16 protein-coding genes are annotated in these 19,599 nt (G+C 67.0%); 8 read left to right on the plus strand and 8 right to left on the minus strand.

The window, feature by feature from the left end; translation table 11 throughout:
- Positions 1–31 precede the first annotated feature (31 nt).
- The 3 genes from DEIPR_RS01115 to DEIPR_RS13860 are packed head-to-tail and all read right to left on the minus strand — an operon-like array spanning position 32 to position 2,591.
- A complete protein-coding gene (locus tag DEIPR_RS01115; protein WP_013613986.1) occupies positions 32–1,801 on the minus strand; it encodes a cbb3-type cytochrome c oxidase subunit I in 1,770 nt (589 codons plus the stop codon).
- A complete protein-coding gene (locus DEIPR_RS01120; RefSeq protein ID WP_013613987.1) occupies positions 1,798–2,391 on the minus strand; it encodes a cytochrome c oxidase subunit II in 594 nt (197 codons plus the stop codon). The genes DEIPR_RS01115 and DEIPR_RS01120 overlap by 4 nt, the downstream gene beginning before the upstream one ends.
- Positions 2,391–2,591, minus strand: coding sequence for a hypothetical protein (locus tag DEIPR_RS13860; protein ID WP_013613988.1), 201 nt, complete (start codon positions 2,589–2,591; stop codon positions 2,391–2,393). Before DEIPR_RS13860 ends, DEIPR_RS01120 begins: the two co-directional genes overlap by 1 nt.
- Before the next feature lie 250 nt (positions 2,592–2,841).
- Here DEIPR_RS13860 and DEIPR_RS01125 point away from each other — a divergent pair, with 250 nt between their 5' ends.
- Positions 2,842–4,209 (plus strand): S41 family peptidase, encoded by a 1,368-nt coding sequence (locus DEIPR_RS01125; RefSeq protein ID WP_013613989.1) that lies wholly within the window; start codon positions 2,842–2,844, stop codon positions 4,207–4,209.
- Positions 4,210–4,240: 31 nt separating this feature from the next.
- Here the strand turns inward: DEIPR_RS01125 and DEIPR_RS01130 are convergent, their stop codons facing one another.
- Positions 4,241–5,470, minus strand: a complete 1,230-nt coding sequence (locus DEIPR_RS01130) for an MFS transporter (RefSeq protein ID WP_013613990.1) — start codon at positions 5,468–5,470, stop codon at positions 4,241–4,243.
- A 108-nt stretch (positions 5,471–5,578) separates the two neighbouring features.
- Here DEIPR_RS01130 and DEIPR_RS01135 point away from each other — a divergent pair, with 108 nt between their 5' ends.
- Complete coding sequence (locus DEIPR_RS01135; protein ID WP_013613991.1) at positions 5,579–6,691, plus strand: S1C family serine protease; 1,113 nt, start codon at positions 5,579–5,581, stop codon at positions 6,689–6,691.
- A gap of 100 nt (positions 6,692–6,791) precedes the next feature.
- Positions 6,792–7,004 carry a hypothetical protein gene (locus DEIPR_RS01140; RefSeq protein WP_013613992.1) on the plus strand — a complete coding sequence of 71 codons (213 nt, stop codon included), beginning with the start codon at positions 6,792–6,794 and terminating at the stop codon, positions 7,002–7,004.
- A 92-nt stretch (positions 7,005–7,096) separates the two neighbouring features.
- Here the strand turns inward: DEIPR_RS01140 and rlmB are convergent, their stop codons facing one another.
- Positions 7,097–7,816, minus strand: a complete 720-nt coding sequence (rlmB, locus tag DEIPR_RS01145) for a 23S rRNA (guanosine(2251)-2'-O)-methyltransferase RlmB (protein WP_013613993.1) — start codon at positions 7,814–7,816, stop codon at positions 7,097–7,099.
- Positions 7,817–8,156: 340 nt separating this feature from the next.
- Positions 8,157–10,883: an EAL domain-containing protein gene (locus DEIPR_RS01150; RefSeq protein WP_013613994.1), complete on the minus strand. Its 2,727-nt coding sequence runs from the start codon at positions 10,881–10,883 to the stop codon at positions 8,157–8,159.
- 324 nt (positions 10,884–11,207) lie between these two features.
- On the opposite strand from DEIPR_RS01150, the gene DEIPR_RS01155 reads away from it, so the two are divergent.
- Positions 11,208–12,464 (plus strand): aminotransferase-like domain-containing protein, encoded by a 1,257-nt coding sequence (locus DEIPR_RS01155; protein WP_049775030.1) that lies wholly within the window; start codon positions 11,208–11,210, stop codon positions 12,462–12,464.
- Between the two features lie 77 nt (positions 12,465–12,541).
- Here the strand turns inward: DEIPR_RS01155 and zapE are convergent, their stop codons facing one another.
- Together zapE and DEIPR_RS01165 are read right to left on the minus strand one after the other, a co-directional pair.
- Positions 12,542–13,600 carry a cell division protein ZapE gene (gene zapE / locus DEIPR_RS01160; protein WP_013613996.1) on the minus strand — a complete coding sequence of 353 codons (1,059 nt, stop codon included), beginning with the start codon at positions 13,598–13,600 and terminating at the stop codon, positions 12,542–12,544.
- Entirely contained in the window at positions 13,600–14,304 is a 705-nt protein-coding gene (locus tag DEIPR_RS01165; RefSeq protein WP_148231750.1) for a S4 domain-containing protein, read from the minus strand. Before DEIPR_RS01165 ends, zapE begins: the two co-directional genes overlap by 1 nt.
- Positions 14,305–14,459: 155 nt before the next feature.
- Between DEIPR_RS01165 and DEIPR_RS01170 the strand changes: the two genes are divergently transcribed.
- From DEIPR_RS01170 to DEIPR_RS14705, 4 genes are all read left to right on the plus strand, one after another.
- Positions 14,460–14,894, plus strand: a complete 435-nt coding sequence (locus tag DEIPR_RS01170) for a hypothetical protein (protein WP_013613998.1) — start codon at positions 14,460–14,462, stop codon at positions 14,892–14,894.
- Between the two features lie 98 nt (positions 14,895–14,992).
- The gene (locus tag DEIPR_RS14105) at positions 14,993–15,448 is read left to right on the plus strand and encodes a GNAT family N-acetyltransferase (RefSeq protein WP_013613999.1); all 456 of its coding nucleotides are present in this window, start codon (positions 14,993–14,995) and stop codon (positions 15,446–15,448) included.
- Positions 15,449–15,628: 180 nt separating this feature from the next.
- The gene (gene carA / locus DEIPR_RS01180; RefSeq protein WP_041222190.1) at positions 15,629–16,813 is read left to right on the plus strand and encodes a glutamine-hydrolyzing carbamoyl-phosphate synthase small subunit; all 1,185 of its coding nucleotides are present in this window, start codon (positions 15,629–15,631) and stop codon (positions 16,811–16,813) included.
- 466 nt (positions 16,814–17,279) lie between these two features.
- Positions 17,280–19,298, plus strand: coding sequence for a beta strand repeat-containing protein (locus DEIPR_RS14705; protein ID WP_013614001.1), 2,019 nt, complete (start codon positions 17,280–17,282; stop codon positions 19,296–19,298).
- The last annotated feature ends 301 nt before the right edge of the window (positions 19,299–19,599 follow it).

Here is a 19,599-nt window from a genome sequence, read left to right on the forward strand (position 1 = left end):
GGCCCAGTGGGGAAAACTCAGTGGGAAAAACTCAGTTCCGCCACAGCATCTGGCCGGGAGCACCCTGCATGTTGGTCACCATCGGCAGCAGCACCGGCAGGTACACCATCAGCACGATAATCAGGCCCAGGGCGCCCAGCGCCAGCAGCGGCTCGGTCAGGCGCACCAGCGGGCTGGCCGTAGCGAGGTCCTCGCCCGCCGCGCTGATAGAGGGGCTGTAGGGAATCTCAATTTCCTCGCCGTCCTGCACGCGCCGGCTGAACACCATCTTGAAGAACACGTAGAAGAACATCAGGCCGCCGATAAGCAGCAGAATGCCGCTGAGGCCGGTCAGGAAGCGGGGCAGGGCCAGGTGCATGGCCTCGTACACTTCCGGCTGCGCCACAGCGCTGATCTGCGCGCGGCGCGGCACGCCCAGAATGCCCTGCCAGTGCATGCCGACCGCGAACAGAATCATGCCCCAGAACCAGATCCACTGGCTCCAGCGGGCAAGCTTGGGGTTGGGCAGGGGCTTGCCCAGCAGGTGGGGGATCAGCCAGAAGCTGACCGCCATAAAGGTCATGGTGACGGCCGTGCCCACCGTGATGTGAAAGTGTCCCGGAATCCAGGCGGTGTTGTGGACCACCGGCGCAAAGGCCTGCGAGGCGTTCACGACGCCGCCCGCACCGCCAGGGATAAAGCTGATCATGCTCAGGGTGATGCCCACGAACACAGGGTTCTGCCAGGGCAGGTGACGAATCCAGCCTACGAAGCCGCCGCCGCCGTTGGCGCGGGCGCCGTCTTCCAGGGCCGCTGCCGTGCTGAAGGCGGTCAGCAGGCTGGGCACCACCACCAAGAAGGTGAGCAGCATGTGGATGATTTTCCAGGTGTTGTTGATGTTGGGGTTCGAGAACTGGTGGTGCAGGCCCACGCCGACGCCGTTCAGCAAAAACAGCACGAAAGCCAGCCGGACCAGTGGTTCAGAGGCGACGCGCCCGCCGGCGTGCCGGGGCAAGAACGCGTACCAGGCGATGTAGGCGGGCAGCAGCCAGAAGTACACGATGGCGTGTCCGGTCCACCAGAACAGGGTGCGGGCAATCAGCGGGTCAATGGTCTTGGTGATGCCCAGCGACCAGGGCACCAGCATCACCAGGGCTTCGGTCACCAGCCCCAGCGAGGCGATAAACCACATCAGCCAGGTGGCCACGCTCATGTGGGTCACCAGCGGCGTCACCTTGCCGGGGTTCTGGCGCTTCCACTGCAGCCAGGTATACACGACCTGTCCCAGCACGCCCCAGCTCGCCGCCACGAAGATGCTGGCGCCGATATAGAACAGCGGGCTGCCCTGCATCGGCGGATACAGGGTATACAGCACGGTGGCGTCGTTGAGCAGCAGTGCGGCGGCGGTCAGGACCAGGCCGGTGGTCATCACGGCGTAGGTGCCCCAGGCGAATTTGGTATTGATCCGCATGCCCAGGTCGCGGACCGGCAGGTACAGCATCCAGCCGGAAATGAAAAACTGCGTGAAGACCAGGGCGTTCAGCACGCCATGCAAGGTCAGGCCCTGGTAGTAGGACTTGACCAGCAGCTTAAGCAGATGGTTGTCGTAGACATTGATTCCGGCGTAGTTCAGCGCCTGCAGGGGGCCGATCAGCACGCCAATCAGCAGAGCCACAAAAGCGGTGATGACGTAAGCCGCCGTGACGCCCTTGAGGCTGGCCAGGTAAGCCTTGTCCTGCACGGCAGGCATGGTGCGGGCCGGTGCGCCGTGCCCGGCAGGGCGGTCGGCGTTCACGGCATGGGGGGGCAGGGTGGTGGTCACGGTTGGGTCTCCTGGGTGGGGGAGGGCGCATCCACGGTGGGCACCTCAGTGCCGGCCGGTTCCACGATAATTTTGTTCAGCATGTTGTGGTGGCCGATACCGCAGTACTCGTAGCAGATGACGTTGTACTCGCCGGGCGTGTCGAAGGTGGTGCGGAAGCTGCTGACCTGTCCCGGCATCAGGTCCACGTTGATGTTGGTGCCGTACACGTAGTAGCCGTGGACCACGTCCTGCGCGGTGACATGAAAGTCGATCGGCGTGCCGGCCGGCACCTTCAAGAAGGGTGGGTCGAAGGCAAAGGCCCGCGCCACCACGATGGCCTGATAGGAGCCGTCTTCCAGCTGGTACAGGCCCGGCTTGGCGAAGGCCGTGGCCTGCAGGTTCGCGGGGTCCACCCGGCCGCTCTGCACGCCGGCCAGGTGATTGTGGCTGGCCGTGTTGTCGGACAAGAGGGGCGAGGTGCCGCTGACCAGACTGGCAATGACCCCGACAAACAGCAGCAGCTGAATCAGCAGGCCGATGAGCAGCCAGATGTTCTCGTAGATGTTCAGGCTGTGATGTTCCAGCCGTGGAGCAGCGCGGCCGGTCATCAGGCCCTGCCCTGCTGCACGCCCAGTGCGAGCATCCACATGAACACGATGTTCAGGAACAAAAAGGCCACCACGGCCAGCGTGCCGACCGGCACCACCGGACGGGTCCGGGGGGTGGTTTGGTCTGGCCCAGGCGGGGTGCCGGTCTGCTGGGCAGACGGGGAAGAAACGGGTCGAGTGGGGGGATAAGGGTGACTCATGATTCCTCCTGTATTGGGGACTGAACCCCATTTAATCTATGCCTCATAGAAAGGGCGTAAGGCCCGTTGCGACGTTCTTATGGTTACATTAAGTTTTTCATATTCTTGTAATGCTTAACTTTGCCCTCCAGCCGGATGAACTTGGATGAAGCTGTGCTGGCGGGCCGGGTGACCGCGCCACGTCGGCATGCCAGGGTGGGCCGGTCAAGGCGCTTCATTTGGTCTCAGCAAGCTGCGTCATACTGCTGGGATGATTCGCCGAATTGCCGCCCATCTCCTGCTGCTAAGCGCGCTGTCGGGTGCGGCACCGGCGGTGGCCGTACCTGCCATTCCGGCGCGGCCTCTGGGGGCTGTGGGTGCGGCGGGGCCAGGCACGGCACCTGCCCGCGTACCGAGCGGCACCTCGCCCGCGCAGCAGGCGTTCGACGAGGTAGCCGGGTGGCTGCGGAGCGACTACGGCGGGCTTTCGGCGGTGGACCGCAGTGCGCTGGTCCGTGAGTATCAGGCGCGGCTGCTGGCCGTGTGCCAGGGCCAGGGCCTCAACTGCCCGGCCGAAACCGCCTATCCGGTGATTGAAGCGCAGCTGACGGCACTGGGAGACCCTCACACGTTTTTGTACTGGCCGGACGAGTACCAGGATTTCGTGAGCAGTGCGCTGGGGGGCGAGCGGCTGCAGTTCGGCGTGAAGCTGGCCGAGCTGCAGGGCGAGCGCCGCCTGGTGACCGAGGTGGTGCCTGGCAGCTCGGCCGAGCGTGCGGGCCTGCGCCGGGGCGACGTGCTGCAGCTGCTGGACACCCGGCCCTACCGCTACAGCGACCTGACCGACGCCCGTGAAGCTGGCCGGTCTATCACCCTGGGCGTGGACCGCCAGGGTCAGCGCCTGAGTGTGCGGCTCACCGCCACCCGCACTGCCGCAGCCGACCCCCCGCGCCTGAGCTGGGTGGGAAGTGGCACGCCTGCCGCAGGACGCACTGCTGTGATTCGCATTCCCACGTTCCTGTCGGCCGGCGAGGTGGCCGCCCGTGTCCACGAGCAGGTGGCGCAGGCCCGCAGCGGTGGGGCAGGCGGCGTCGTGGTGGACCTGCGCGGCAATACAGGCGGCAGCCTGCTGGAGTGCGACCTGGCCGCCAGCGCCTTCGTGCCGGAGTTCAGCCGCGTGGCCCACAGCGCTGGCCGGCAGGTGGGCACGCGGGTGGCGGGAGGCCGCCGCTGGGACAACGGGGTGCTGGTGGGCCGGGTGTCCCGTCCGCAACTGTGGCGCGGGCCGCTGGCCGTGCTGGTGGATGAGGGCAGCGCCTCGTGCGCCGAGTTCTTCGCCTACGAGGTGCAGCGTTCCGGCGCCGGCACGGTGGTCGGCTCCCCGACCTCTGGCGTGGGCAACACGGCCACCCGTGTTTTTCCGCTGGTCGGCGGGGCTGGGCTGCAGCTCACCACGCTGCACTACTCCAAGCCCGGCGGGCAGGCCTACCCGGTGCAGGTGCAGCCCGACCTGAAGGCCCAGAGCGGCGAAGCGTTCTTGCAGGCGCTGGCGCAGGGCCGCGACCTCACGCTAGAAGCGGGACTCCAGTCACTGCGCCGCCAGAGCCTGGCCCGTGGCACGCTGCAGCGGGCCGAGTAGGGCAGCAGGCCCCTGCCCGGCTTAACCTGGCTTAACCTGGCTGCTGTCCTCCAGCGCTGGGCACCTCCTTCAGCGCCCAGCGCAGCGCCGCCACAGTCACGAAGCCGGTCGCCATCAGCAGCAGCCAGGGCAGGGCGGGCCGGCCCAGCGCCGCGCCGTAGTCCATCAGGCTGCCGCCCAGCACGTTGCCCAGCGCGCCTCCCACCCCCAGGCTGATGGCACTGAATCCGAAGTAGCTGCCCAGCAGTTCCGGTGGTGCCAGGCGCGACACCAGCGTCTGCTGGGTGGGGAACACCAGCATGGTGCCCAGCGAATACAGCGCGGCGCAGGCCAGCAGCAGCGGGAAAGTGCCCGCAAAACCCATCAGCCCCAGTGAGAGCGCGGCCAGCGTCACGGCGGCGGTCAGGATGGTGCGGGCGCGGAAGCGCCCCTCGGCCCAGCGCAGCAGCGGGTACTGGAGCAGCACCGCCAGGCCGGCATTCAGCGCGTACAGCGGGCCAGTGGCGCCGGGTCCACCCAGAGCCACTGCCTTGAGCGTCACGGCCACGTTCAGCTGGGTGCTGAGCAGGAAGTACCCGATCAGCGCCACGGTAAACTTCACGAAACGCCGGTCCGCTACGGCGCGGCGCAGTCCGTTCAGACCCCCGCCGCCTTCTTGCGCTGGGCGCACGTCCGGCAGGGTCAGGCGCAGGATCAGCCAGCACAGCACGTAGGTGCCGGCGCTTATCAGTGCAGCCACCGAGAAGCCCAGCCCCATCATGGCGGCGCCCAGCAGCGGTCCCAGCACCATGCCCAGGTTGCCGGCCACGCTCAGCAGGCTAAACAGCTGCGGGCGGTGCTCGGGCCGGGTCAGGGCGCTCAGCGCTGCGCTTTTGGGGGCGTCGAACAGGGCGCCGCCCACGCCGGCGACCAGGCTGGATATCAGCAGCGCCGCGAACGTCCCTGAAAAGGCCATGCCCGCAAAGCCCACGGCCCGCAGCAAGCAGCCCCACAAAATCAGCTGCCGGGGCCCCACCCGGTCGGCCCACGCCCCGCCCAGCACGGTCAGGCCTTGCTGCGCCAGTTGCCGCACGCCCAAGACCACACCCACCGCGCCGGCGGCCCAGCCCAGACCGCCCACGAAATGCACCGTGACCAGCGGAATAATCAGGAAAAACCCGGCCCACATCAGGAAAGTGACGGTCAGCAGCCCCCACTGCGCTGGGCTGAGCAGGCGCAGTGAAAAGGGGTCAGGGGCAGGCGGGACAGCAGCAGCAGGCATCGCGCCCTAGCCTACTCCTGCGCTGCAGGGACACAGGGCACAGGAACAGGTTTAGCGATTGTTCCGGTGGGGGCCTCGCCAGCGGCCCGAGTCGCTACACTGAATCCTGTGAGTCCGCTGTCCTGGTTCCGCCTCCCGGCCCTGCTGCTGCTGGCGCTGCTGGCCTACGTGCTGCCGGTGCCGGGCAGCGGCATGGCGGGGCTGGGTGGCCAAGGCAGTGCCCCGCCGGCGGACCTCTCTGCCGAACCCCAGCCATCGGCTGTGCAGGTGCCTCTGCCCACACTTCCCCAGGAAACCCTGCGGCTATTCGAGCGGTCGCGCTCGGCGGTGGTGCGGCTGGGCAGCCTGGACCCCGGCTCCATGGCGATGGGTCTGGGCACCGGATTTTTCATCTCGCCGCAGGGTCAGTTGCTGACCGCTTATCACGTCGTGAGCGAGGGGCGGCTGTTTCAGGTGCAGACGCTGGCCGGCCAGCGCTACCCGGCGCGGCTGGTGGCCTTCGACGCGGCCGCCGATGTGGCGCTGCTGCAGGTGGACGCCAAGGGCCCTTTCCCTTACCTGAACCTCTCACCGCGTCCGCCGCAGGTGGGCGAAGCGGTGCTGGCCATCGGGAACAGTGGCGGCGACTTTTTGCAGCCACGCGAGGGCCAGCTGCTGCGCCTCGAAGCGGCGTCGGGCCGGGCCGATTTCCCGCAGGGCACCCTGGAGATGAACGCCCGGCTGGCCCCCGGCGACAGCGGCGGCCCCATCATCAACGGGCTGGGGCAGGTCATCGGGGTGGTCAGCTATATCCGGGTGGACGAAGCGGGCAACACCGAAACGTCCTACGCCGTTCCCACCGTGGAAGGCAACGCCCTGATCACCGCCCTCAAGGACGGCCAGCAAAGGGACCGGGGGGTGGTGGGGCTGGTGTTCGACCTCTACCACGACGGCCTGACCGAGCCTCCCGGCGGCGTGGTGTCGCGGGTGGCGCGGGGCAGCCCGGCCGAGAAGGCAGGTCTGCGCGGCGCCACCCGCGATGAGCGGACCGGCCAGCTGCAGGGATTCGGGGACATCATCATCAGCGTGCAGGGGGTGCGGACCCGCAATGCCGGCGAGGTGGTCCGCGAGCTGCAGCGCTTCGGGGTGGGGGAGACGGTCACCGTGCGCTACCTGCGCGGCGGCCAGGAGCGCGAGGCGCAGCTGCGGCTGGTGCCCAAGCGCAGCATGCCCGACCTGTGATCCGGGCGGCCTGAAGCGTCCGCGGTACAGCGGTCCAGGCTAAAGCTGCCGTAACGGCCCGCTTCATTCCCGCTTCCCGCTGCCGCACTACACTGCCGGGATGTCGCGAGCATTTGTCAAAGAGGACGCAGGCAGCGCCTGGGAACCGCCCGCCGAACAGTGCCGCTATCAGGTGGTCTGGCCTGAAGGCCAGGGCCGCGAGGTGGTGTACCAATCCGACGACCTGCTGCAGGTGCTGCGCTGGATGTCGGACGAGCGCCGCCCGCGCCTGGAACTGCGGGACCGCAGCGGTGTGCTGCTGGCCTGCGTGTAGAGATGAGGGGCTGCGGCCCGCTGCTGGGAGACAAAAGCTGGGACATGGAGGTGCCGCGGGTTTCGCTGCTTCCATCTCCCAGCCCCTCTTTTTCAGCGGCGTCGGGCTGCCTCGTAAATCAGGATGCCGGCGGCCACGCTGGCGTTGAGGCTCTGCACCTGGCCGCGCACCGGAATGCTGACCAGGCCGTCACAGCGCTCGCGCACCAGCCGGCGCAGGCCGTCGCCTTCCGAGCCGATGACCAGTGCCACCGGCCCGCTCAGGTCGGTGCGCTCCAGCGGCTGCGCGGCCTCGCCGGCGGCGCCGTACACCCACACGTTGCGGTCCTTGAGTTCCTCAATAAAGCGCGGCAAGTTCTTGACCTGCACCACCGGCAAGTAGGCGGTGGCCCCGGCGGCAGTCTTGGCGACCACGGCGCTCAGGGGGGCGCTGCGGCGCTCTTCCACCACCACCCCGTGAGCGCCCAGCACCTCCGCCGAGCGGACGATGGCCCCGAAGTTGCGCGGGTCGGTGATGCCGTCCAGCAGCACCAGCAGCGGGGCCTCACCGCGGCGCTCGGCCAGGTCCCAGATGGCCTGTGGACTGCTCCAGCTCAGTTCCTCGGCCTCGGCCAGCACGCCCTGATGTGCGGTGGTTCCGGCCAGCTGGTCCAGCTCGATGCGGGGGGCCTGACGGACCCGCACGCCCGCTTCGTCGGCCAGGGCACGCAGCTGGCGGGCGAAGGCGTCTTCCACCCCGTGCGCCAGCAGCACTTCCTCCACGCGCCCTTCCCTGAGGGCTTCGGTGACCGGGTTACGTCCGTAAATCAGCATGGCGGTCAGTCTAGAGCAGTTCTCAGAATCACATGCCTGCCGAAAAGGCACTGGCCGCAGCGTGGTGCTCTGCCGTGCCCTCGCGCTTTGCACCTGCTTCGCTCACCGAAAAGATGACCTGCCTTCTTCCCAAATGCTCTGGAGAACTTGCCCCGACGGCCTCTGCATCCAGCGCTGGGGCTTCCCAGGAGGGCACCTTTCGCCGCGTCCATACATATGCGCCCGGAAACAGGGATGTTGTCTATCATCCTTATTTCCAGGCGCTGAGATTTCTGGGTGCTGTGCGTGGGTTCTTGCCTGTCCTGCACACGGCCACGGCACGGGGCAGGCCGGGCCAGGTTCAGATGCTGCTCAGGTCCAGTGCTGGCGTGGCGGACAGTGGGCCGCCGGGCGTATGGTCGCGCAGCCAGTCGCCCAGAGCGGTGGCCTTGAGGGGCGGCGAGATGGCGTAGCCTTGTGCCTGATGGCAGCCCAGGCGCTTCAGGGCGTCCAGTTGCCCGGGGGTTTCCACGCCCACCGCCGTCACCTGCAGGTTCAGCCGGCCGGCCAGGTCCAGGGTGGCGGCCACCAGGTCGGGACCGCGCCCGCCGCGCTCCAGCCCACTCATCATCTGCGGGTGCAGCTTTAGGCCGGTCAGTGGGAACTCGGTCAGCGAGGTAAGGCTCATGACTCCTTCCCCGAAGTGGTCCAGCCACAGCGCGGCACCGGCCTCGTGCAGCTGCTGCAAGACTCCGGCGTCCTGCTGGCGGAAATCCACCATGCTGGTCGCGCTGATTTCGATGTTGGGCAGCGGACTGCCCTGCTGCTCCAGCTGCTCCAGCAGCGGCCACAGGGCGCCCAGGGCTCCCGGTTGGCGCAGTTCTTCCAGGCTCACGTTGATACCCACGCGCAGGTTGGGCCACAGTTCGTTCCAGGCGCGCTGCTGCTGCATGGCCTCACGCATCACCCAGTCGCTCAGCGGCTGCAGCAGGCGCAGCCGTGCGGCCAGCTCCAGCAGTTCGTGCGGCGAGAGCCGGGTGCTGATGCGTTCCCAGCGCAGCAGGGCTTCGGCGCCGGAAATCTGGCCGCTCTCCAGGTGCAAGGTGGGCTGGTAGTGCAGCTTCAGCTGGCCGCTGCTGACCGAGTCGCGCAGTGACTGCTCCAGCCGGAAGGTTTCGGCCAGCTGCACGCGCAGCTCGTCGTGGTAGGGCGTGACCTGCCCGCGGCCACGGCGCCGGGCGAACTGGGCGGCGATTTCGGCGTTGCCTAGCGCGACGTCGGGACTCTGATTGCCGGTCTCGGCCAGGCCGGTGGCGAAAGTCAGGCCGGTGGTGGATTTGCCCACCCGGAAACTGCCCTGCGTGACCTGCTCGGTCGCCAGCCCGGCCCGCTTCATGGACAGCCCCGGCAACCACAGCGCAAAGGTGCCGTCGCCCAGCCGCGCCGCCTCGCCCTGGTGGGTGGCGGCCAGGCTGCGGAAGCTGGCGGCCAGCTGCATCAGCAGGTGGTGGATGGCGGTGGACTCGGTGGCAGTGGTCATGGCGGCGTACTCGTCCAGCTCCACCACCGCCACCGTGCCGCTCTGGGGGGTGTCCGGCTGCGCCAGGAACCGCCGCAGGCCAGCGCGGTTGTACAGCCCGGTCAGCTGGTCGTGGTAGGCGCCGTAGGTGGCCTGGGCCTGGGCGCGCTTCAGGTCGCTCAGGTCACGCAGGGTAATCAGTAGCAGGTCGCTGGGAACACTGCGGTCTTCCTGCGAACCCACCGGGCTGACCGGCCCGATGTTCAGCGCCATTGGCCGGCGGCCCTGGCCCGGCGTTTCCAGAATCACCTCGGCGCTGTGGGGTAGGGTCTCAATCCACGGATTGAGCTGGAACGGCTCGCCACTGGCACTGAACAGGTTGATGCCCAGCAGTTCCATCTGCCGGCGCAGATTCTTGCCTAGCAGCCGGGCCGCGTCGGTGCCCGACAGCTGGGCGGCCTGGTCGTTGATCAGCCGCAGCACGCCGCTGCGGTCCACCAGCAGCGTGGCGGTGTGCTGCTGGTTGAGCACCTCCTGCAACAAGGCCTGGTCCTCATCTGCCGCGTCGGGCTTGACGGCGCCGGTCGTGCGGCCCTCGCTCAGCTGGGCCACCAACAGGTCGGGGCGGGCAGCCGAGCGCCGCAGTTCCAGCGTCAGCGGCTGGCCCTTGCGCCGCTCGGGGTGTGCCAGGGCGGCGCCGCCCTCGGCTGCCAGCGTAATCAGACCCTGCACGGTGCGCTTGCCGGCTTCGCTGAACAGGGTCAGGTCTTGCAGGCACTCGCCGGTCAGGCCCTCTAGACCGCTCAGCTCCCCCAGGGCCTGGTTGGCCTGCTGAATCTCGCCGCTCAGGTCAATCACGGCAGCCGGCACGCCCAGGCCGTCCAGCAGCGAGCGCAGCCACTCGCCCTTTTGGCGCTCGTCGGTGATGTCCTGCAGGCTCCACAGCAGGCCCGACTGCTGCCCGGTAAAGAACGGCTGCACGGTAGAGCGCAGCCACAGCGTGTGCTCCGGGTCACGTGGGTCCTCGGTTTCCCACTCGGGCCACTCGGGCTGGCGGCCCTGCACCGCTTCTTCTAGGTAACGCACCTGAACGGGCAGGCCCAGCTGGCGAACATTGTGACCTACCGCGTCGCTGCGCTCCAGCCTGAACAGGTCCAGGAAACTGCGGCTGGTCTCCAGCACCCGCAGCTCCATGTCCAGCCAGGCGGTGGGCTGGGGCAGTTGGGTCAGCAGCAGCTCGAAGTCGGCGGTGGCGGCGGTGCCCTGCTGAGTGGCCAGCAGCCGGTTGAACAGTTCTGTGACTTCGGGGCTCACGCCTTCGGGAGACCACAGCAGGCCCAGCAGGTGCCCGTCCACGCTGACCCAGTCCAGCACGCCCTGGTCCAGCCACTCGCCGGGCGGGTCCAGCGCCTGCTGGGCCTGGGGTTCGATGCTCTGGGCGCTGACCCGCAGGTAACTGCCGCCCAGCTGGCCCAGAAAGGAGGCTTGCGGCGCGTACAGGCCCAGCAGGTCCTGAACGACCCGGGGCCACAGCGGGCCGGTCGGAAGCTTGGAAGCAGGAACAGTCATGAAATCACCGGAAGGAAGCAAAAGAGCAAGGGGGGAGAAGCTACGGGGCAATAGGCCAGAGCCGCCAGACCTGGGCGGCGCAGCTGCTCCAGGCAGGTCTTGGCGAGGTCGCCACTCAGAGCAGTTGCCTGAAGTGGGGCAAGCGGGGGCCTGCAGGAGGTGCCACAGCCTGATGGTGGAGTTAAGACAGCGCTGTTCACTCTGTTAACCAGGCTTTCATTATGCCGCGAATGCTCTTACCGCGTTCACACACCCGAGTTGCACGTGCAGGGCGGCACTTTCGGCTGGAGCGGCGCTGGCGGGCGCTGCGCTAGCATGCAGGACATGACCACAACCCAGACGCCTGCTGCGCAGCCTCGGCTGGAGCGCCCCGCGCCCGACTTCACGGCGCTGCTCAGCGACCGCGCCCGCCTGATGAAGGCCAGCACCATCCGTGAGCTGCTCAAGCTGACCCAGCAGCCCGACATTATCAACTTCGGCGGCGGTCTGCCGGCCCCGGAGCTGTTCCCGCTGGACGACATCGGGCGCGCAGCCAGCGCGGCGCTGGAGCGCTACGGCCCGGCCGCTGTGCAGTACGGCACCACCGAGGGCCATCTGCCGCTGCGCGAGTGGATTGCTGCGCAGACCCCCGGCCTGACCCCCGCCCACGTACAAATCACCACCGGCAGTCAGCAGGCGCTGGACCTGCTGGGCAAGATACTGATCAACGAGGGCGACTCCGTGCTGGTCGAGGCCCCGACTTACCTGGGTGCCCTGCAGTCTTTCCAGCCCTACGGCCCGCAGTACCTGGAAATGCCCACCGACGACCACGGCATCGATGTAGACGCGCTGGAGGAGCTGCTGCGTGCCCAGCGCGCTCAGGGCCGGATGCCCAAGCTGATGTACACCATCCCCAACTTCCAGAACCCCACCGGACGCACCCTCAGCCTGGAGCGCCGCCGCCGCCTGGTGGAGCTGAGTGGCGAGTACGGCGTGCTGGTGATTGAGGACGATCCGTACGGCAAGCTGCGCTTCGTGGGCGAGGAGCTGCCCAGCCTGTACAGCCTGAGCCTGGAGCGCTGCGGCAATCCCGACCTCAGCCACGTCATCTACTGCTCCAGCTTTTCCAAGACGCTGGTGCCGGGCCTGCGCGACGCCTGGGTGCAGGCCGCCGCGCCTATCACCGACAAGCTGGTGCAGGCCAAGCAGGGCGCCGACCTGCACACCCCCACCCTCACCCAGATGATCGTGGCCGAGCTGGTACAGGACGTGCTGCCGCGCCAGATTGAGCGGGTGCGGGTGGCCTACGGCGAGCGGGCCGCGCTGATGCTGGCTGGTCTGCGCGAGCACTTCCCGCAAGGGGTGCAGTTCACCGAGCCTGAAGGGGGCATGTTCCTGTGGGTCACGCTGCCTGAAGGGCTGGACACGGCCGCGTTGCTGCCCCGCGCCGTGGAGAACCGGGTGGCTTACGTGCCGGGCACCCCCTTTTATGCCCAGGGCGGCGGCGCCAACACCATGCGCCTGAGCTACAGCAACGCCACCCCGGCCCAGATTGAAGCTGGGATTGCGGCGCTGGGAGCCACGCTGCGCTCGGCGCTCTAGGGCTGAGCCGGCTGCGGTTGCAGTCAAAAGAGAAGCGCGGTCCTCTGTCCCAGGGACCGCGCTTCTCTTCCGCCACGTTATGGCTGCCGCGCCTCGCTCAGCAGTTCCGAAAGGCGCGAGAGGCAGCGGCTGTATTTTTTGGCGAAGGCGCCGTGCCGGTAGCTCTCGTCGAACAGGCCCTCCAGCGTGGCGCCGGGGGTCTGTGCCGTAAAGGCGGCGTGCAGGCCCATGTCGTACACCTTGTCTATAAAGTGCACCAGCCGCAGCGCCTCGTTCTGCCCTGTCAGCGGGTGTAGGCCGGTCACGGCGACTGCCTGCACGACGTCCAGCAGTGCCGCGAACTGGCTGGGATGCACCGACAGCAGGTGCCGGTCCAGGTCGTCTGCGCCGACCACGCTGAGGGTGTCACGCGGCTGCCGCGCCAGCCAGCGCCCGAACTCTTCTTCGCTTAGCGGCAGTGAGGGCGTGGTGCCGCGCTGGCGGTAATCGGGGCCGTCCACACGCTGTGACTGGAACTGCTCCGCAATCGCTTCAATCTGTCGCTGAAAGTCGCGCGTGGAAAAGCGGCCCTCGCCCAGAGCGCCGGGGGCGGTGTTGGACGTGGCGACCACGTTCACGCCGGCCGGAATCAGCGCTTCGAGTAGCGTGTTGGCCATGTGGGTGTTGCCGGGGTCGTCCAGCTCGAATTCGTCTATCAGCAGCAGGTCGTAGCCGCGCAGCGCCTCTATGGCCTGCGGCATTTTCAGCGCTCCAATCAGGTACATCAGGTCCTGAAAGCTCATCAGGGCCACTCGGCTGCCGGGGTCGCGTTCCCGCGCCGCGTAGTAGGTGCTGGCCAGCAGGTGTGTCTTGCCCACACCGAAACCGCCGTCCAGATACAGGCCCCGGCCCTGGGGCCTGACCACCTTCTGAAAGGGCCAGATGCCGGTCTTTTTGGGAGGCTGCGGTTCCAAGAAGCCCTGCAGGCTCTGGCGGGCCGCCTCCTGGGAGGGGAACTCCGGGTTGGGACGGTACGTGCTGAAGCGGGTCTCTGCAAAGCGGGCGCTGGGCACCAGGGTGTCCAGCAGGCGGCTGCGGTCCAGCGCCGGTCGGCGCGCCAGCAGGTCGATACCGCCGCTGCCAGTGGGAGCCGTCATCAGCGGTGCACTTCCAGTTCCACTTTGTAGTTGCCGCGCCGGGTCTCGTTCAGTACCCGCCGGAAGTCAATACGGCCCAGGCCCTCGGCGCTGAGGCTGTCGCCCTCGCGCACCTCACTGCCGGCCCGCACCGGCTGGCCGTTCAGCCGCACCTTGCCGCTGTCAATCCCCTGCTGAAAGTACGCCCGGCTGACCCCGAAGCCCTTGGCCCCCACCACGTCGGCGCGCATGGAGGGCACCACCACTTCGCGCAGTTTGCTGCCCTTGCCCGCTGTCTCTCCGACCTCTTCTACGGTCACTTCGCGCCCACCCAGGTCGCTCAGGGCCAGCAGGGCAGCGGCGGCCTTGCCGCTGGCCGTCACCTGAAAGCTGCCGCGTACGTCCCGGATATCGCCCAGTGCGCCCTCGCCCAGTTCCAAGCGGCCCAGCTGCACCCGCAGGTCCTGCTCGTCCCAGGGGACGCCGCCCAGCGGGGTGATGCTCAGCACCTGCACGCCGCTTTCCACCTCGGGAATGTGGGCCGGGTACAGGGTCAGCACCACCAGCCGGGCGTCGGGGAAGCCGCCGGCCAGCCGGTAGCCGAGTTCGGGGTCGTCCAGCAGACGGCGGTCCAGACTGCCGCCGTCCACGAAGCCGGTGCGGACCACCCGGCCGCCGCGTGCCTTGGCCACCAGCGCCTGCAACTCCTTGTTCGTCATGGTCATGGCGGGCAGCATAGCGCCTGCTTCTGCACGGCAGCGGAGCCGCTGACACGGGTTTCTGACAGACGCCGAGTGAAGAACTTCTCTAAAGCCCGCCTGAAGGCCGCCGGGGGCCTGTGTAAATGTCTCCATCAGCTCCGTGGGTTAGGATGCCAACTATGAAGAAGACCCTGATTGCTCTGACCATCCTGGGTGGTGCCTTTGCCACCAACGCTTCCGCTGCCAGCTACGGCGGCGTTCACGCCGGCACTGGCCTGGGCGTGCACTACCAGACCGACATTGACGCCGACAGCGCCTACCGCGTGGGCGTGGGCTTCGAGGGCGCCGGCATCGGCGCTGGCGTGGACTATTTGAACCGCGTGGACCGTAACCCCGTAGGCAACGGCTTCGTGCCTTACTACGGCGCCGGTGTGGGCGTGGGCTTCGCTGACGGCGTGTCCTTTAGCCCCCGCGCTTTCGTGGGCACCGACTTCGTGGTGAACCAGAACGCCCGCGTGTTCGGTGAAGTGGGCCCCAAGGTCACCCTGAACAGCGCTGGCAACACCGGCGTGGCCCTGCACGGCCGCGTGGGCATCAACTTCCGCCTGAACTGACCTGCTTTTCAAGCAGACCAGCAAGCCAGCCTGCGGGCTGGTTTTTTGTGGCGTGGCCTGCTTGCTTCGGCGCGGCGCGCTCCGGAATACTGCCCTTCATGACCCTGACTGTTCGCCGCGCTACTTCCAGCGACCTGCCGGCCATCCTGGCGCTGCTCGAACGGGCCGAGATGTACACCACCTCCGTCACTCTGGCGGGCGACGTGACCTACTTGCTGGGAGAGGTGGAGGGCCGCCCCGCCGCCGTGCTGGGTCTGGAATACGGGGAAGGCGCGGGCCTGCTGCGCTCCTTTACGGTGCATCCCGATGACCGGGGGCGCGGCTGGTCGGGGCGGATGCTGGCCGAAGCCTACGCCCTGCTGCGGGCCCGTGGCTGCCGGGAAGTGTTTCTCTTCTCGGCGGACGAGGGGGCCTTTTGGGCGCACCAGGGCTACCAGCCAGTGCCGCCACAGGAGTTGGCGCGGCGGCTGCCCCAGGCCCCGCAGGTGCAGCACGCCCTGGCCACCGGCTGGCTGACAGGGGCGCTGGCCTGGCACGCCCCTTTGCCGCAATGACTGCGAAGCGGCTGACGCGCCAACTGCGCCGCACTTTGCCGCACCGCGCCGATGGCACCTTGCCCACTGCACTGGGGCCGGGGTGGGTGCTAAGCTGGCGAGCGAGTTCTGGGCTTCATCCGGGGGCCGACTCCACCATGAATTGCGTCCAGTGAGGCGCGAATGGAGGTTCGTATGAGCATGATCAGAAAAGAACGCGCCCTGCTGGCCCTGGCCGACGGCACCGTGTACCGGGGTTACGCTTTTGGGCACCGCGGCGAAACGGTGGGCGAAGTGGTGTTCAACACGTCCATGACCGGTTATCAGGAAATCCTGACCGACCCCAGCTACGCGGGCCAAATCGTGACCATGACCTATCCCCATGTGGGCAACTACGGCGTGGCCATCTACGACATGGAGTCCAACCGGCCCTTTGTGCGGGGCTTCATCGGCCGCGAATTTTCGCACGATTATTCCAGTCACCGCGCCGAGCAGGGCCTGGAAGAGTTCATGCAGCGCTACGGCGTGGTGAGTATTCAGGGCATCGATACCCGCGCCCTGGTGCGCCGTCTGCGTTCCGGCGGCGTGGTCAAGGGCGTGATTGCTCACCGCTCCTACACCAACCCGTCCGACCCTTACGGCGAGTTCTCGCCCGAGGAGGAAGCGGGGCTGGTGGCCCGCGCCGCTGAGCACCGCGACCGCGACGGCCTGGACATGGCCGCCGAGGTGACCACCGAGCTGCCTTACGCCTATCCCACCCTGCGCGAGGGCAAACGGGTGGTGCTGGTGGATTTCGGTATCAAGCACACCATCATCAAGCGCCTGGCCGAAGTGGGCATCGAACCCATCGTGGTGCCCGCACACACCAGCGCCGCCGAGATCATGGAGCTGGGGCCGCACGGCCTGTTCCTCAGCAACGGCCCAGGTGACCCTGCTGCGCTGACCTACGCGCACCGCACCGCCTGGGAACTGATGGGCCTGCTGCCCACCTTCGGCATCTGCCTGGGCCATCAGATTCTGGCTCTGGGCGCCGGTGGCCAGACGTTCAAGATGAAGTTCGGGCACCGCGGCGGCAACCAGCCGGTCAAGAACCTGCTGACCGGGAATGTGGAAATCACCAGCCAGAACCACGGTTACGCGGTGGATATCGACTCCATTCCGGCAGGTCAGTTCGTGCCTACCCACATCAACCTGAACGACCAGACGCTGGAGGGCATGGCGCACACCCGTTACCCGGTGTTCAGCGTGCAGTACCACCCCGAATCGGCTCCCGGCCCGCACGACAGCCGCTACCTGTTCGACCGCTTCATCCAGGAAATCGACGCGTTCGAGGGCGCCAGTGGTTTGCCGGTCGAGCGCAGCCGCACAGGCGACCTGGGCCTGTAAGTTCCTGCTTGAGTGCACCTGCCCCGGCCTGGCCGGGGATTTTTTATGGCCTGGCCCGCCTGCCTGGCGCCTGCCCTCACTCCAGGGTCAGCAGCAAGCGCGCTGGCTCACCATGCAACTGACAAATTAAGGTTGTTCGAGGGCCGCTCTCTTGTAGTGCCAACCTTCATCTTGCTCCTTACAAATGCTCGTGGTGGCTGGAGCAAGGCGGCTCTCAGACCCTCCACCAGAAGCCTGCCCAGAAGGAATGGCGTCTCACAGGGAATTCTTCCTCTGCTGACCGACCGACTGTTCGGGCAGTCGGGCGACGGCTTGGAACAGGTTTCCAGGCCAAATGGGTAAGCGGGACGTAAGATTGTTCACCTTAAGGTGAGTCTCATCTTAGACCACATGGTCTCGCTGGGGGGCGAGAGGCTGGTCCTAAGTCACCGCTACTGCGCTTTACACAGCACAAGGAGAGTTAGATATGCAGACCAACAAAACCCTGGCCCTTTTGGCCGCCCTGACCCTGGGAGCCGCTTCGGCACAGACCCTGGCTTCTGCCCCCACCACCACCGCCGGCACCACCATCTCCAACACCGCAAGTGCCAGCTTTACCAACCCGGCGACCAACACCACTGCCTCTACCCAGTCCAACACCGTGACCACCACCGTGCTGCCCCGCGCCGCCTTCGACGTCACCTACCTGGGCGGCAACGACAGCGCCACCACCAACGCCCCCGCCGGTGCGCCTACGGAGTATCAGCGCGCCGTGCTGCCCGGCACCACCGTGTCCTTCCAGTACGTGGCCGTGAACAACGGTAACACCACCCAGAACATTGCCCTGACCAGCGCAGTGACTGGCGACGTGTCCAACGTGCGTTTCTATTCTGTGTCGGCCGATACCAACAAAGACGGCAGCCTGTCCGCTGCCGAAATCGCTGCTGCCACCGCCATCACCAGCGTGACTGTGGCTCCTAACGGTGACGACACCACCACTACCGCCGTGGAAAACAACAGCGGCACCACCAACTTCTTCATGGTGTACACCGTGAACGCCACGGCTGCTCCCAAAACTGTTGTGGGCGCCACCCCCGTAGGCACCGGCCAGGAGTTTGACGGCACCGCCAACGTGCAGAAGACCGAAACCGCTACGGATCTGTTCTTCCAGTACAGCCGGATCACCGTGCAGGATTCGGGCGCCCTGATCGGCCCCCGCAACGATGCGGACGGCAACGGTACCCCGCAGACTGCTCCTTATACCGACGCAACCGGCAACACCGTCACCCCCACCGCCAGCGACTCCCAGCAGTCCAACGTGCGTGCGGGCGTCACCTCGGTGACCTTTACCAACACCCTGCAGAACAGCGGTGACGCCACCGACAACTTCACCGTGACCTCCAGCACCGCCGGCACCGTGTTCCTGACCCCCACGGGCGCTCAGGTGACCACTTCGCCCACCACCGTGAGCATTACCCCTGCCGACGGCACCGCTGCCTACGACGTCACCTACACCCTGGTCGGCGGCAACCTGGTGATCAGCGGCCTGCGCGCCGGCGACAGCGCCTCGTTCCAGAACACCATTCCGTTCAGCGACGTCACCCCCAACGTCTCGGACACCCAGACCACCACCCTGACGGTGGCCAGCGCCAACAACCCCGAGCGCACCGATACCACCACCAACATCATCCGTGACCCGGGTCTGCAGTTCGGTGACAACACCCCCAGCAGCACTGCTCCTGACGCGGCCTACAACCCCAACCCGCCAGTCCAGCCCGGCGCCACCGTCACCTTCCCCATGCAGATTGTGAACACTGGCGGCGCGACCGACACGTTCACCGTGCAGCCCACCACTGTGACCTTCCCGGTCGTGGGCGGCGGCACCGTGACTGTGCCGGTCACCTACGCCCCCGACACTAACTGTGACGGCGTAGCCGACGGCACTGGCAGCACGCTGACCCTGGCCTCCGGCGCACAGGGCTGCTTCGTCGCCACCGTGGTGGTGCCCGAGAACGCTACTTCCGGAACCACGTCTCCCATCACTCAGACCGTGACTACCGGCAGCGGCCTGACCTCGACCGACACCAACAACACCATCAACGTGCAAGTCACCAACGGCAACGTGGCCCTGGCCAAGTTCATCCAGGGGGGCAACGGTGACACCGCATACGCCGGTATCACGGCGCCCAGCGGCTACACCACCCGCAACGAAGCCCTGCCCGGCACCAACCTGAACTACGCCATCATCGCGAAGAACAACTTCAACGCGCCTATCAGCAACTTCTTCGTGTGCGACAGCGTGCCCATGAACACCACCTTCGTCAGCGTGAGCGGCGGCGGTCTGTACAGCACCGACAAGGGAGCCACCTGGAGCAGCGCTGCTCCCACCAGCCTGGCTGCCGGCACCCCTACCGCCCAGGGCGGCGAGGTGTGCGTGGCGCCTGCGGGCAACATCCTGCCGGCCGGCGGTACCTTCCGCGCCGACTTCACTGTCCGCGTGAACTGAGCCTGAACCCTACAAAGTGCGCCCAGCCGGCAAATGGGCGCACTTTCCTTCACACTTTTGCCGGCCTCTTTTTTCACCCGCATTTTTCCACCTGCACTTTTCACCTGCACTTTTTCACTGGCCTGAGGCTCCGCTGCAGCTCGGTCGTCCAGCAAGGCCCACAACACAGAAGAACGATAAAAAGCAGCGCAACAACGCGGAACTGTTATCCAGCACGGCCCACGATCAGTTACGTCCCCAATATCGGAATTTTTTTACGTCTGTCCCTGCCCTGAGAATCGTCTCAGCCACAAGAGTTACA

It is taken from the genome of Deinococcus proteolyticus MRP, assembly GCF_000190555.1.
GTDB lineage: Bacteria > Deinococcota > Deinococci > Deinococcales > Deinococcaceae > Deinococcus > Deinococcus proteolyticus.